The organism is Edaphocola flava (assembly GCF_004118155.1).
Taxonomy (GTDB): domain Bacteria; phylum Bacteroidota; class Bacteroidia; order Chitinophagales; family Chitinophagaceae; genus Edaphocola; species Edaphocola flava.
Genome location: NZ_SAIQ01000001.1, coordinates 847326 through 862691, shown reverse-complemented (window position 1 = coordinate 862691; position 15366 = coordinate 847326). Strand labels below are relative to the sequence as shown.

11 protein-coding genes are annotated in these 15366 nt (G+C 44.3%); 2 read left to right on the top strand and 9 right to left on the bottom strand.

Going from position 1 to position 15366, the window contains the following annotated elements:
- Window positions 1-68: 68 nt before the first annotated feature.
- The 9 genes from EMP01_RS03660 to EMP01_RS03620 form a co-directional block, all read right to left on the bottom strand.
- On the bottom strand, window positions 69-1250 hold the full coding sequence (locus EMP01_RS03660) for a cbb3-type cytochrome c oxidase N-terminal domain-containing protein (protein ID WP_129020122.1): 1182 nt from the start codon (window positions 1248-1250) through the stop codon (window positions 69-71).
- A gap of 23 nt (window positions 1251-1273) precedes the next feature.
- Entirely contained in the window at window positions 1274-1444 is a 171-nt protein-coding gene (locus EMP01_RS03655; protein WP_129020121.1) for a cbb3-type cytochrome c oxidase subunit 3, read from the bottom strand.
- A 20-nt stretch (window positions 1445-1464) separates the two neighbouring features.
- Window positions 1465-3642: a cytochrome-c oxidase, cbb3-type subunit I gene (gene ccoN, locus EMP01_RS03650; RefSeq protein WP_237559461.1), complete on the bottom strand. Its 2178-nt coding sequence runs from the start codon at window positions 3640-3642 to the stop codon at window positions 1465-1467.
- A 34-nt stretch (window positions 3643-3676) separates the two neighbouring features.
- Window positions 3677-3835 (bottom strand): cbb3-type cytochrome oxidase assembly protein CcoS, encoded by a 159-nt coding sequence (gene ccoS, locus EMP01_RS03645; protein WP_129020120.1) that lies wholly within the window; start codon window positions 3833-3835, stop codon window positions 3677-3679.
- Between the two features lie 96 nt (window positions 3836-3931).
- Window positions 3932-6355, bottom strand: coding sequence for a heavy metal translocating P-type ATPase (locus tag EMP01_RS03640; RefSeq protein ID WP_129020119.1), 2424 nt, complete (start codon window positions 6353-6355; stop codon window positions 3932-3934).
- A gap of 37 nt (window positions 6356-6392) precedes the next feature.
- Complete coding sequence (locus EMP01_RS03635) at window positions 6393-6887, bottom strand: hypothetical protein (RefSeq protein ID WP_129020118.1); 495 nt, start codon at window positions 6885-6887, stop codon at window positions 6393-6395.
- A gap of 164 nt (window positions 6888-7051) precedes the next feature.
- Window positions 7052-8962: a T9SS type B sorting domain-containing protein gene (locus tag EMP01_RS03630; RefSeq protein WP_161971208.1), complete on the bottom strand. Its 1911-nt coding sequence runs from the start codon at window positions 8960-8962 to the stop codon at window positions 7052-7054.
- 236 nt (window positions 8963-9198) lie between these two features.
- Complete coding sequence (locus EMP01_RS03625; protein WP_129020116.1) at window positions 9199-10188, bottom strand: aspartate-semialdehyde dehydrogenase; 990 nt, start codon at window positions 10186-10188, stop codon at window positions 9199-9201.
- A gap of 57 nt (window positions 10189-10245) precedes the next feature.
- Complete coding sequence (locus EMP01_RS03620) at window positions 10246-11523, bottom strand: sensor histidine kinase (protein WP_129020115.1); 1278 nt, start codon at window positions 11521-11523, stop codon at window positions 10246-10248.
- Between the two features lie 143 nt (window positions 11524-11666).
- Between EMP01_RS03620 and EMP01_RS03615 the strand changes: the two genes are divergently transcribed.
- Entirely contained in the window at window positions 11667-13709 is a 2043-nt protein-coding gene (locus tag EMP01_RS03615) for a thioredoxin domain-containing protein (RefSeq protein WP_129020114.1), read from the top strand.
- 353 nt (window positions 13710-14062) lie between these two features.
- The gene (gene porK, locus EMP01_RS03610; RefSeq protein ID WP_129020113.1) at window positions 14063-15343 is read left to right on the top strand and encodes a T9SS ring complex lipoprotein PorK/GldK; all 1281 of its coding nucleotides are present in this window, start codon (window positions 14063-14065) and stop codon (window positions 15341-15343) included.
- The last annotated feature ends 23 nt before the right edge of the window (window positions 15344-15366 follow it).

Genomic DNA, 15366 nt, shown 5'->3' with positions numbered 1-15366 from the left:
TTTCTGAAAAAATAGAGGCCGTCTTGAAGAATCAGGACAGCCTTTTTTTCAACTCAAAACAAAAAAACTTACTGTACTGATGTACTGTCCGCTGCAGCAGCTGTCCCATGAGCTGCTGTGGCTTGTGCACCGTTTTCTTTGCTTTCCTCTATATACAACTCTCCTTGCGAAGCTTTTGGTGTCGCGGGTTTGGTGCCATGCAGTGTTTTAATATAGCTGGCAATTTGCTGAATCTGTCTTGGTGAGTAATCATCTTTCCAGGATTTCATTCCCTTATCCTGAACGCCGACTGTAATGGTGCGGAAGATGTCTTTGATACCACCGCCATGCAGCCAGTAGTCATCTGTGAGGTTTGGTCCTACACTACCACCGCCATCTGCTCCGTGGCAGGCTGCACATACCTGTACAAATACTGCTTTTCCGGCTTCAATATCTGTTGCTTCAGTCAATGCCGTTACGGTATTCTCATCTACATTATTGGCAGCAGAAGCAAGGTAGGCCAGCTTGGCAGCTTCTCCTTTCTGTACCTCAATCGCATATTCTTCCAATTGGTTCGGAGCCGTTTTAGCAATATCATAGCGGTAGAAGTATATGACCCCTACAATGACAGAGAGGGCAAAGCCTGCTACCCACCAGGGTGGTGTAGGATTGTCCAGCTCCTCAATGCCATCATAACTATGCCCCCAGTTGGCCTCTGCTTCTGAGGCGGCATCCAGTGATTTGGTGGCATTCATTTTTTCCCACCAGCTGATCCCTTTTTCTTTCTTATGCTCTTTCTTGCGCTCCAGGCCAACCAGGAAGCGGGTTACAGAAAGCAGGACAATAATGACCACCACTTCCAGGATAAACACACCAAAAAGCGTATAGAACAATGTAGGGTTCATGCCTCCGATCAGCTCCACAGCTTTGGGCGCGGCTTCGGCAGCCTCATCGGCTGTCTGTGCAAAGGCATTCAGGCCGGAGAACAGGAGTAGTGGGATTAATATTGCCGTCAGTGCACTACTATTGCTTTTGCTTTTTTCGGCCTGCCGTTTAGCCTTGTAAAACTCCAGGGAGTTCAGTACAATACGGCTCAGGAAAATAATAACGAAGAGCAGTACGATCAGTATAGTGACCATGATGATGGCTACAGGATTGGCCAGGGCTGCCCATGGACTTTCCGGACCTGCACTTGCTGCGACTGGGGCTGGGTCTGCGGCCCACAATATATTAGGGGCTGTAAGGGCGATTAGTGATAATATTTTTCTCATCAGCTATGTGGATTAATGGTGTTTTATTCCTGTCCGTCTTCCAGGGGAATATTCTTGATGTGATCGATTGTTTTTTTACTCTTGCTGAAAATCAGGATCGATGCGAGCACGAAAATGAGCATGAACAAGATCAGTGTAAACAATGGATACGCACTGATACCTTCGATTGAGGTCAGATAATTTCTGAATTTCATAAACCTTAGTTTGTGTATGATTAATTCGGTACGGCCATATTCAGGCTATCCCTGTTATCTTTTTTGATGTCTGTACCCATGCGTTGCAGATAAGCGATCAGGGCTACGATCTCATCAGTTGTTTTTACGTTTATTTTATCTTTCGCCAGGCTTTCTTTGATCTGCATGGCCTGCTTTTCCAGATCGTCATTTGCGATAGCATCATATCCTTTAGGATAAGGCACACCCAGTCTGGTCATCGCATTGATGATATCCGGTGTTTTGGTTTTGTCGATGCGATCGGTGAACAACCATGGGTAAGCCGGCATGATAGAGCCTGCGGTCATCATTTCCGGTTCCAGCATATGATTGTAATGCCAGCTGTCCGGGTATTTACCGCCGATACGGGCCAGATCCGGTCCGGTGCGTTTAGAACCCCATTGATACGGATGATCATACACAAATTCACCTGCTTTAGAATAATCTCCGTAACGGGCTACTTCATGACGGAATGGGCGTATCATCTGGGAGTGACAGGTATAACAGCCTTCGCGGATATAAATGTTACGGCCGTGTAACTCAAGTGGGGTATAGGGTTTCACAGAAGTGATTGATGGAATATTTGATTTGACCAGGAATGTTGGTACCATCTCTACAATACCACCGATAGCGACTGCGATCAGGGCCAATACCAGCATTTGCACAGGGCGGCGCTCGATCCAGTTGTGCCAGTGCTCTTTGGCCACCTTAGGCATTACTTTTGGTAATGGTGCGGCAAAGGCTTCTTCTTCAGCCAGGAAGTTTCCTTTCTTAGCTGTTTTGACAATGTTGTATATCAGCAGGAATATTCCGGAAACATAGAGCAGGCCACCGAATCCCCTTAAGGCATACATTGGTACAATTTTGGTTACTGTTTCGATGAACTGATATTTCAGTGTTCCTTCCGGTGTAAACTGCTTCCACATCATGTATTGTGTCAGTGCAGCCCAGTACATAGGTACTACATACAGGATGATGCCGAGGGTGCCGATAAGGAAGTGCGTATTGGCCAGTTTTTTGGAAAATAATTCTGTGCGGTACAATCTCGGGAACAGCCAGTAAATGGCGCCGAAGGCAAGGAATCCGTTCCAGCCCAGCGCACCAACGTGTACGTGTGCAATGGTCCAGTCTGTATAGTGGCTGATGGCATTAACACTTTTCAGAGACAGCATCGGACCTTCAAATGTAGCCATACCGTAGCAGGTAAGTGCTACCACAAAGAACTTCAGAATAGGTTCGTCTCTTACCTTATCCCATGCTCCTCTCAGCGTCAGTAAGCCATTGAGCATACCACCCCATGAGGGTGCAATAAGCATGATGGAAAAGACGGTACCTAAAGACTGTGCCCAGCCGGGTAATGCGGTATTGAGCAGATGGTGTGGCCCGGCCCAGATATAAATGAAGATAAGTGACCAGAAGTGGATAATAGACCAGCGGTAAGAATAAACAGGTCTGCCGGCCGCTTTAGGCACGAAGTAATACATCAAACCCAGGAATGGAGTAGTCAGGAAGAAAGCTACCGCATTGTGTCCGTACCACCATTGTACCAGGCCGTCCTGTACACCAGCATACCAGCTATAGCTATGCATACCGGAGTAGGGCAGTGCAAATGAGTTGACAATATGCAGCATAGCCACAGCTACCCAGGTGCCGATATAGAACCAGATAGCCACATACAGATGGCGCTCTCTTCTTTTCAGAATTGTACCAAACATATTGATACCGAAGACTACCCAGATGAGTGTGATGGCAATATCCAGCGGCCATTCCAGTTCGGCGTATTCTTTACCTTGTGTAAAACCCATCCAGAGGCTTAATGCGCCGAAAAGAATAATCAGTTGCCAGCCCCAGAAGTGGATCTTGCTGAGTTTGTCGCTGAACATACGCGCTTTCAGCAGGCGTTGCAGGGAGTAGTAAACACCCATGTATATAATGTTGCCGACGAAGGCAAAGATGACTGCATTGGTATGCACAGGGCGCATGCGCCCAAAGGTAATCGGGGCCCAACCCAGATTCCAGGATGGGAAGGCCAGTTCAAATGCAATGTAAACCCCTGCGAGCATACCGATCACGCCCCAGAAAATGGCTGCAACACCAAACATTTTCACCGTCTTGTTGTCGTAGTAGAATTTCTCTACCTGCATGCCGGAAGTGTTTTGTACTATAGCTTCGTTATTCATATTGGTTAATTGTATAGACGATTTGTAAGAATGCTTATTGGACGTTTCCGGGCTGGTTATCGTCGAAGAATATTTTATGTGCGGGAGAGTAGTCATCTTCCAGCTGACCTGATTTTACAGACCAGATAAATGCAATGAGAAAGCCGATGCTCACGCATAAGCTCAATCCCAGTAAAATGATGATTACGCTCATTGTCTTAAAATTTATACAAAATTATTCCCGGCTACCCGACTATTCTATGACAATACTCATAGCGGAATATGACTTTTATCATACTTTGATTAGTGCCTATTTCAGGCCCAGCTTTTTACTGCGGATTTTACTGACGATATAGGTCAGTAAGATGATACTGAGGGTACTGCAGGGCATTAATATAGCGGCTGCAATAGGAGATAGTCTGGCCTGTACCGCCAGGATTAAACCGATGGTATTGTAGAGGAACGAGAAACTGAAACACAGGATAATGATCAGCCTGCTGCTCTTGCTCATCAGGATCAGTTTGTCCAGCATATGCAACTGCGCGCCTTTCAGAATAGCATCTCCTGCCGGAGTAAAGGAGTTGGTATCTTCTGCAATACAAATGCCCACATTACTTTGCCTGAGGGCACCGGCATCATTCAATCCGTCCCCGATCATGCCCACCGTTTTGCCCTGCTGTTGCAGTTGCTGCACATAAGCCAGCTTATCATGCGGTTGCTGCTGGAAGCGCAGATTTACATCCGGGCCGGCTACCTGTTGCAGCAGTTTGGCCTGGTGCGGCATATCGCCGGAAAGCATAGAGATACGCAGCAACTTTTGTAAGCGGTGCAGCAGGCCTTCTATTCCTTTTCTTAAGCCCTGTGTCAAGACAAAATATCCTTTATCTTCTTCATCAATAGTGATCAGTAGTATGGTGCCCTTTTGTGCAATGTGTTCCGCATTCCTTTGCATAAATCCGGCAGTACCGATGCGGACTTCTTTTCCATTAACCGTACCACTTACGCCTAGTCCGGGATATTCATGAAAGCCGAAGACTTCGTATAAGTGATCGTGGTTAAGAATAGCCCTTACCGGACGGCTCATGGCATGTGTTGTGGGGTGGGTGAGCGAGGCAATGAGCTGCTGTTCTTCAATTGTAAGTTCGGGCCCGTAGTGTGCAGCCGAAATCTGCTCTGCTGCAGTCAGGGTACCGGTTTTATCAAACACCAGGTGGTTTAATTTTCCCAGCGGTTCGATTACATGTGCATTGCGCAGGTACAATCCGTTTCGGCCCAATATGCGCAGGATATAGCCTCTTGTAAAGGTAGAGGTCAGCAGCAGTGCACAGGGACAGGCGATGATGAGTATGGCAGTGACAGAAGGCCATATTTTGGCAGGATCATGAGCCCACCAGTATAGGCCGGTAATGAATGCAATCGCCAGTACGATCCAGGTAAAATTTGTGGCAAGTTTATGTACGAAAGACTGCGTTTCATGTGCTTTTATCGCGGCATCATCCTGTTGGTGTTCTTTGTTCCATAAACCGGTAAGGTAGCTCTGGGCCACTTCTTTGACCGTGAGCAGTTCTATATCAGCACCCAGCTGTTTACCTCCTGCATAGATGATCTCTCCCGTTTCTGGCAGTACTGGAACGGATTCCCCGGTCACGAAACTATAATCTATCTGGGCCTTTCCCCTGACCAGGATGCCATCGGCAGGTACCAGTTCATTGTTATGTATTTTCAGCGTATCACCGGCCTTTATATCCGGTAGTGGACGAGCAATTGTCTGTCCGTCTTTTACTACTGTTGCAGCTATAGGAAAGTAATCTGTATAATCACGCTCAAAGCTTAGTGCGCCGTATGTCTTGTCCTGTACCACACGACCGATGAGCATGAAGAAAACGATGCCGGAAAGGGAATCGAAATAGCCGGCTCCCTGTTGAAAAAGGACATCGGCTACACTGCGTCCGAAGGTGGCTACAATGGCTATGGCAACGGGGAAGTCGATATTGATGTGCTTATGTTTTAAACCTTTCCAGGCAGATAGCAGGAATATGGAAGAACAATAGAAAAATACAGGTAGTGCCAGCACGAGATTAAGATAGCGGAAAATGCTGCCCAGGTAAGCCTCCTGCTGTACATCTTCAGAGAAGTATTCGGGGAAACTCATCAGCATAATATTGCCGAAACAAAATCCGGCAACGCCCAGGCGGTAAACCAGTCTGCGATTAACTTTCGGCTTTTCCTGCTTCATTTGCTGCAGGCTGAGATGAGGTTCATACCCCAGTTCTGTAAGCAGCTCTACCAAAGCCCGCAGGGGTAGTTGCTTTTCATTGAAAATAATACTTGCTTCTTTTTTAAGGAAGTTGATATCGGTACGGATTACACCAGGATGAATCCGGTATAGCTGCTCCAGGAGATACATACAGCTGCTGCAGTGTATGTAGGGAATGTAAAACGTTACGTGGGTCTCGACCTCGTTTTTGAACCGGATGAGCGCCTGCCGGATAGACTGATCTTCCAGGAACGCAAATTTATCTTTCCGGATGACTTCTCTCCGGTTAATACCTGCATGTTCGTTCAGGTTGTAATAATTGCAGAGGCCATTCTCCTGCAATAGGGTGTATACGGTCTGGCAACCGCTGCAGCAAAATACTTTATCATCATACCGCATGCTGTTGTTGGGACAATCTTCTCCGCAGTGATAGCAAACAGTAGCCGTAGCCGTCTGCAATACAGTTTCGTTCACCATGTTGTTTTGTTTGAGTTGAAGTAGGACAGGTGAGATCTTAAGGGACTGGCTTGCTGTAGAGGAGTATCTGTATCAGATACTCCCAGTCCAGCAGTTGTATATTGGTTTGCAACAGGTCGTACCTCATTATCTGGTACAGTGTTTCATTCTGGTGATGTACATCATGCACACTATGAAACTTTATCTTATCATATAATTGTTTCAGCTTTTCATGTTTGACGGTGAGCAGATGAGGGTTCAGGATCGTATTGGCCCGGTATCTGGACTGTGTATGATCCTGATCCTGGAAGTACGGAAGTATAAGCTTCTCTTCCCATAGCATCAACTGTTCGCAGGATTCCTTGAACTGTAGAAATATAAAGGGAAGTGCGGTCTCCAGGTCATCATTGCGGTCCGTATCAAAGTCCTCATGCACATAATGTGCCTCCATCCGCCGGATAGCTTTACGCATATTCTCATAGCATCTCCGCACGATAAACTGGCACAATTCTTTTTTGGAAAAAGAATTGAAGTTGATAAAAGAAATGCTCATATACCGGCTTCGTTTGAATACAAAATTAGCCGGCACAAATGCAAAAGGGGCTGATGAATGTCAGCCCCTTTTATGATTTTTGTCAGCTTTTTGAAATAGCTGAATCATAAAAGAGCGGCACGCAATAATTGCGTGCCGCTCTTTTTATATGATGTGGATGGATGTTATCTTACGATAGTAATGTCACCTTTTTTCTCATAAATTTTATTATCCGAACAGTTGTATTTCAGGATATACATGAAGACATCACTGGTATAATAGTTACCGTTTTTATCTTTACCATCCCATCCTTTGGTCGGGTTTTCGTTGTCATAAATCAGCTGACCATTGCGGTGATATACCTGTAAGGTTACCACTTTCTGACCTACCTGAAGGATCGGGTTGAAGTAATCATTTTTACCATCACCATTCGGTGTGAATGCAGAAGGCATACCGATTTCACAACAAGGATGTACTTTGATCAGCACAGAGTCAGAAGCCGAACAGATATCGCCGTTGTATACCGTTACTTTCACATAACCGGTTTGCGGTACCGCTGCCTCTGCAATGCTGTATATACCCAATGAGGTTCTTCTCACGTACTCATCCGGAGTCCATACATATTCCAGGTTATCACCCGTAGCAGTAGCTTTCAGGGTTACCGTATCCTCAGCACAGAAATCGTTTCTGCTCACATAAGATATCTTCACTGTAGGGTTTGGTTTAACCTTCAGCTCTACAGATTTCGATGTGTCCACGCAACCTTTATTGGTCGTGATACGTACACGATAGTTACCCGGTGTAGTGGCTGGCAATGTATCTCTTGTTGCACCTGGTATGGCACCACCGTCTTTTATCCATTGATAAGTAGCACCGGTTTGTTTCACCGCTCTGAAGATGTATGTATCTCCCTGACAGATTTTAACGCTGCTATTTTCATTCAGGGTCACATTAGGACGAGGATTTACAGTAAGTGTCAGGATAATAGTACTGTCACAGCTTAAGCCTGTAGTGCTGAAAGTTGTGTCATATACGCCTGATTTGTACAGTACTTGTCCGTAGAAATTGTAGGTTTCGCCCGCACAGATAGCCTGGGAAACATACGCTTTCTTATCATCATAGCGGACATGGATTGTATCAAGGAATGTATAGGTCTGAGTCTGATCACAACCAGCCTGTCCTACATATTCTACCACATAGAAAGTTCCGGTTGCAGGAGATGGAGGGTTAACTGGTGTAACTGTCATTGTTGGTCCCTGACCTAAGAATGTACCGTTTGCATCATACCATTTCAGTAATGCACTATTCGCATTTTCGATGATCTGCCATGGATTGAACGGAATGCTGTCAATTACATAAAACGGAGCAGTCGCGATTGGCGTATATCTTCTTGAAGAGTTGGTGCTACCGATAGTTCCCCACAGATCTGCTGGAGCTCTGTTTGGTGTAAAAATCTGATTAGTAGTTGTACCTGTTACATCACGAAGGCCCTGGATAGAGTTACCGCCGTTAGCAGCACTGTTTGTGCTCGGACAAGTTGGTGTACCAGGCATATCAGCTGTATGGAACTCAATGATATTGGAACCTTCATACAGGATGATCTGGTTAGTTACCTTGTATTGGTTACAGGAAAAACCATATTTCGGTACCTGGCAATACTCTACGATAAATCTTCTGGAACCGGGAGTACCGAAGGTCTGGTACTTAAGTGTACCACCTTGACTCAAATCCAGATCCTGAAAACCAAGCATAGCCACTTTGTTCAGCTGGCCGTTGGTAGAGTTTAAGGCCGTAGTGTACTGGTAAGAACTATACGCTGTAGCCAGTGTGGTGTCAAAAGAGATAAAATTATTACCGGAGATCACACATTTATTATATGTCTGTCCGTAAAATACAAATGGGAAACCGATATCAATTACTTCATCGGTAAAGTAGTCATCCGTATTCAGGCCATTCACCTGACCGGTAAATGTGGCACCCATAGTTATAGTGGTTCCCCTACAAATGAGTGTGTCATCAAACGTTAACCCGATTTGCGCCCTGGAAAGGAAGCCTGAGAATATTGCAAGCAAGAGCAATATGGTATACTTTTTCATCGTCATACAGTTTATTGGAGTAAAAAAACTTATTTTATCGCATTATAATATAAAGACAGCCAAGGCTTTATTACTGGTTGGTAAAAATATAAAAAAAATACAGAAAACGCTCCATTTTGAGTTTGAGCAAGTTATAAACACTGTATTTAAATGAAAAAAAAGCTACAGTACAATCTGTACTATAGCTTTTTAGGTAAATATGTATAATATAATTATCTAATATAATGTTTTTATTTTTATACTAGGCTGTGTTTTACCAGATGTTCTGCAATTTGAACTGCATTTGTAGCAGCTCCTTTTCTCAGGTTGTCTGCCACGATCCAGCAATTAAGGGTATTGGCCTGGGATTCATCTCTGCGCACACGGCCTACAAATACCTCGTCTTTACCGAATGCATCCAGCGGCATCGGATATTGATTCTGCTGTACATCGTCTACCAGTTTTATACCATCTGCATTAGCCAGGGTATCTTTTACCGTATTCAGATCGAAGTCGTTTTCAAATTCAATATTGACACTTTCACTATGGCCACCCATTACCGGTACACGCACTGTAGTTGCGGTAACCTTGATATTGTCATCACCCATAATTTTACAGGTCTCTTTAATCATTTTGATCTCTTCCTTGGTATAACCGTTTTCGGTAAATACATCAATATGCGGGATAACATTCATATCAATCGCATGCGGATAGAATTGTTTGTCATTTGCCCCGGAACGCTCTGCCAGCAAGTGATCTACACCTTTCTGACCGCTTCCGGTTACAGACTGGTAAGTGCTCACTACTACACGTTTGATATGATACAGTTTATGTAAAGGTTGTAATACTACCACCATTTGTATGGTGCTGCAGTTAGGGTTAGCGATGATCTTATCAGCTTTGGTAAGCGTATCACCGTTTACTTCAGGTACTACCAGTTTCTTGGTAGGATCCATACGCCATGCAGATGAATTGTCAATGACAAAACATCCAGCATCAGCAAAGCGCTCAGCCCATTCCAGGGAAGTGCTGCCCCCTGCGGAAAATAGTGCAATGTCTGGCTTCATTTCCAGTCCTTCTTCAAGCGTTACAACCGGGTATTCATTTCCCTTAAACTTTATCTGTTTACCCTTAGACTTTGCGGATGCGATAGGGATCAGTTGAGTTACTGGAAAATTGCGCTCTGATAAGATCTGGAGCATTGTACTGCCAACAAGTCCTGTGGCGCCGACAACAGCTACTTTCATAAAATTGTTTTCTGTTTTGATTTTTTGGTTAATAAATGAGTATAAAAAGAATTGAGTTTATGCTATTTCTTCTGAAGATAAAGGCAGTTCAATAGTAAAGGTACTTCCCTTGCCCAATGCACTGTCCACCTTTATTTTTCCTTTATGTGATTCTACAATCGCTTTCACATAGCTCAGCCCCAGGCCAAACCCTTTGATATTGTGCAGATTGCCGGTATGGGCGCGATAGAACTTTTCAAAAATATGCATTTGCGTCTCTTTGTTCATCCCAATGCCGCTATCCTTTATTTTGATCACCACATTACCTTTGCTGTTAGCCGTAGAGATCTCTAGTTTAACATGATCGCCGGAGTATTTAACGGCATTATCCATAAGGTTATATATGATGTTGGAGAAGTGCACTTCATCTGCCATGATCATCGATTTTTTGGCCAGCAGGTTAGAGTCCAGTGTGCCGTTTTGCTGCTCAATCTGCAGGGAGAAACTTTCCGTCATTTTCTCGATAACATCATGAACATTAATCGGTTGCAATTTCAGCTTAAGATCATCTTTGTCGATCTGCGCTGCCTGCAGAATTTTTTCAACCTGCTTGTTCATCCGCTTATTTTCCGATTTAATGATGCCGGAATAGTAGTCCAGCATATCGGGATTTTTGCGTACTTTCTCCATTGAGAGGGCATCTGATGCCAGGGAAATTGTAGCCAGCGGCGTTTTGAACTCATGCGTCATGTTGTTGATAAAGTCCGACTTGATTTCTGCGATCTTTTTCTGGTTAAACATGGTTCGGATGGTCAGTGCAAAAGCCGCAATAATGATGATTGTAAATAAAGCTGCGGCGCCAAACATCCATGCCGTGCGCTGAGAAATATAATTTTTAGGCTCTTCGATATACAGGATCAATCCATAACTGCCATCCAGCGTAAGTGGTGCCTGGTAAGCACTTTCAAACATTTCTCTTCTGAAATTACGGGAATTATTCTCTACCATTCCCCTTAGGGTAATGCAGTATTCAAAGGGCAGTTTTATCTTTTCCTCATTAAGGTGCGTCTGAATAATATTACGGATGTCCGCCTCAGGCAAGGTACTCACACCCGACCACAGAAAGTTATCTGAATTCAGATCTGTAATACGGATAAAATTAGGGTTAAGTCCCCTGACCATGGCCAAACGGCTACGCAGGTCAGAACGGGTTTTGTTTATAACATTCTCAATCTCAAAGCTATACTTAATCTTCTGCACCTCCATTGTCGTTTTTACCCAGTTGAGCTGAATAAACATCAGCCCGAAGAGGGAGAGACATATGAGGACAATAATAACAGGAAATACTTTTTTCATATCAGATTCATCCGGGCAGCCTTTGCTGCATATTGCGCAAAGTTAATCTTCCAAATGGCAAAAATGACTAATTTCATCCCTTTATATTTCATTTAACTATATCTAACTGGATTTCACCGGTTAAAAACAGATCAAACACAATTATGGCTAACCGTCTCATACACGAATCAAGTCCTTATCTTTTGCAGCATGCTCATAACCCCGTTGAATGGTATCCCTGGGGAGAAGAAGCTTTTGAGCGCGCGCGCCGCGAGCAGAAACCTGTCCTGGTCAGTATTGGATATGCGGCCTGCCACTGGTGTCATGTTATGGAGAGAGAGAGTTTCGAAGATGAGGCTATTGCGGCATACATGAACGAGCATTTTATCAATATAAAAGTAGACCGTGAAGAGCGCCCTGATGTAGACCATTTGTACATGGATGCCCTACAGGTGCTGAACGGGCAGGGAGGCTGGCCGCTGAACATGTTTGTGACACCGGAGCGTAAGCCATTTTATGGCGGTACCTATTTTCCTCCGAAAAGGGTATACCAAAGAGCCTCCTGGATGGAGGTGCTGGAAGCGATACACATGACCTGGTTAAAGAAACCTGAAGATATTCACCATCAGTCCGAACAGCTCGTGGCCCATTTGCAGCAATTGAGTCTTACGGAAACTGCGGTTGATATAGAAACCGAAAACCCGCAGCAGCATTTTGAAACGGTGTTTCGAAACATAATGGGGCAGGCAGATATGGAGAGCGGAGGCTTTGGTGCCGCACCTAAATTTCCGCAGACCATGACGATCCAGTTTCTGCTGGACTATTACTTTTTTACAGATAATAAAACTGCGCTGGACCAGGCCCTGCTTAGCCTCGATGCCCTGCTGAACGGTGGTATATATGATCAGGTTGGCGGCGGACTGGCACGTTACGCTACCGATAATGACTGGTTGATTCCGCATTTTGAAAAGATGCTGTATGACAACGCACTTTTTATTCAGGTTTTATCAGATGCGTATAAGATTACCGGGGCCGCAAGATACCGCCGGGTGATAGAAGAAACAATTGCTTTCTGCCTGCGCGAATTATCTCCTGTGCAAAGCGGAAAAGGCTTCTTTGCAGCGCTGGATGCGGACTCTGATGGCGAGGAAGGTAAATTTTACACCTGGACTTATGAAGAAGTTCTGGAACTCATCCCGGATATTCATCCGGCATTACTGGAGTACTGGGATATCACTCCGGAAGGGAACTGGGAAGGGGCCACTATTCTGCATAATGATAAACCGTTGCATTATATACTGGAAAAATACAGCTTAACCTCCGAAAATCTGGACGAACTACTGCGTACTGCGAAGCAACAATTATTCGGCCGGAGAGCACAGCGTAACCGGCCATTACTGGACCATAAAATTCTCCTCTCCTGGAATGCACTGATGGCTTCTGCCTTGCTGAAAGCTGCTGCAGCACTGGGTGAAAAAAAATACAGTGATACCGCTTCAACACTACTGGACTGGTTATTACAGACCTTCTTGAAAGAAGACGTTTTATATCGTAGTTATGACGGCAAGCAGGTGAAATTTAATGCCAGCCTGGAAGATTATGCTTACCTGATCAAGGCGCTGCTGGATTACAGCAGTACACTGGCAGACGGCAGGTACCTGGATGTTGCTCAAAGCCTTTACCAGTACACCGTAGCGCATTTCAGCGACCCGCAGCAAATGTTCTTTTATTTTAGCGATGAGGCTCAGAAAGACATTATTGTGCGCAAGATTGAAACCTATGACGGAGCCATGCCTTCTGTGAATGCAATGATGGCAGAAAACAGCATTCGCCTGGCGAGATGGTACGAAGATCAGGAGACCGAAAGCCGGGGGAAGCGCATGTTATTGAGTATGCAGGCAAAGGTTATCAGATATCCTACCTCTTTTGCATACTGGGCTACAACATTGCAACGTTATAATAATTTGAACACCCTCCTTATCGCCGGAAATAATATTGAAGAGAGCCTGTCTACCCTACACAGGACCTTTGTCCCGCATGTTCTGCTTATGCCCGTTCAGCCTGGTAATCAATTACCTGTGTGTGTCGGGAAGAACCTTTCGGGCGAGCAACAACTCTATCTCTGTGATCACTTTGCCTGTTTACCACCCGAGACAGGGCTGAGAAATATTTTATCTAAAATAAAAGTGAAGGAAATGTTGGAATAATTTACAAAATATCTTTATTTAGCCAATTGTTAACTGTTAAATAAGGGTACCCACTCTGTTTTTTATTAAAAAAAGAGCAAGACACTTGTTTATTTAAAAAACTTTTTAAATATTGTGCTGTGATTTTTTAGAAAATATTTGATTTCTGAAGTTTTTTTTAGATATTTGGAAATTAAATTTGGTTAAAAAACTTGTAAAAAATCGTTAAAGTGCTTTATCTTTAAGTGTTTTATGAATTTAGACGAGTTCAGGCCCTGAAAGGTTAGATATCATTATTTTAATATTTTGCTAAAACTTTTGTTGGGCAGAAAACTTAAAAATCAAGAAGCAATAACAAAGAAAATTACAAACAGATGAGAAAACAATCCTTGAGTATTGCCGTTGTCGCTATGTTGTTCGCCAGTTGCGGAAAACCTGGTTCGCAAGGTCAGGTTGTGGGTGATTACAACACAAATCCCGGCTACAGACCTCCTACACCAGTAGGTATGGTTTGGGTTCCGGCGGGCTATCTAAGAACTGGCTACAGCGATCAGGATGTTCAGAATGCATTAGATGCTGAAGTGCGCAACGTTCAGGTGCAAGGGTTCTATATGGATGCTACCGAAATCACTAATGCAGAGTATCGTCAATTTACGAACTGGGTAAGAGATTCAATCGCACATACGCAATTACAGCATTTTGTAGATAACGAAGATGGCTCCCAACGTATTGACTGGAAGCAAAAAATCAACTGGAAAGATGCTGATGTTCAAGATCAGCTGATGAACTTATACATCCCTGCAGAGCAATCGGGTTGGGGTAAAAAAGAGTTTGATAATTCCAAACTGGTATATAACTTCTCTTACTTCGATTACGAAGAAGCGACTAAAAATCCGGGAAAACCAAGAACGGATTTCGTTGTGAAAAAGAGCATTTCTTCCTACCCGGATACAGCTGTTTGGGTAAGACAGTTTAACTACTCTAACAATGAGCCGATCGCTTTACAATACAACTGGTCTCCTACATTTAATGAGTATCCTGTTGTAGGTGTTACCTGGTTCCAGGCTAACGCTTTCGCTCACTGGAGAACACAATTGTGGAGAACAGACAGAGAAGGCCGTAAACTGTACTTCGAAGGTTACTTCGCACTGCCTAGCGAAACGCAATGGGAGTGGGCAGCAAGAGGTGGTCGTCAACTGTCTCCATATCCTTGGGGCGGACCATATGTGGCCAACCAAAAAGGATGTTACCTGGCTAACTTCAAACCTGGCCGCGGTGACTACGCAGCAGACGGTGGTCTTTATACCACAAGAGCTGATGCTTACTGGGCGAACGACTACGGTCTGTTCAACATGTCCGGAAACGTTGCAGAGTGGACAAGCACAACGTATACTGTAAGTGCTTATGACCGCAACTTCCTTTCTGACATGAACCCGGATATCAATATTAAAATTAAAGATTCTGACCCAGCATGGATGCGCAGAAAAGTAGTTAAAGGTGGTAGCTGGAGAGACCCTGCTCCGTTCTTACAAATCCAAAATCGTGACTATGAATTTGCTGATACCGCTAAGGCATACATTGGTTTCAGAAACGTTTATATCCGTACTGCTGAGGCAATCGGTATCGCTGAACCTGCACCTGGTACCAGAAAATAATTAATCATTAATAACAATAATTA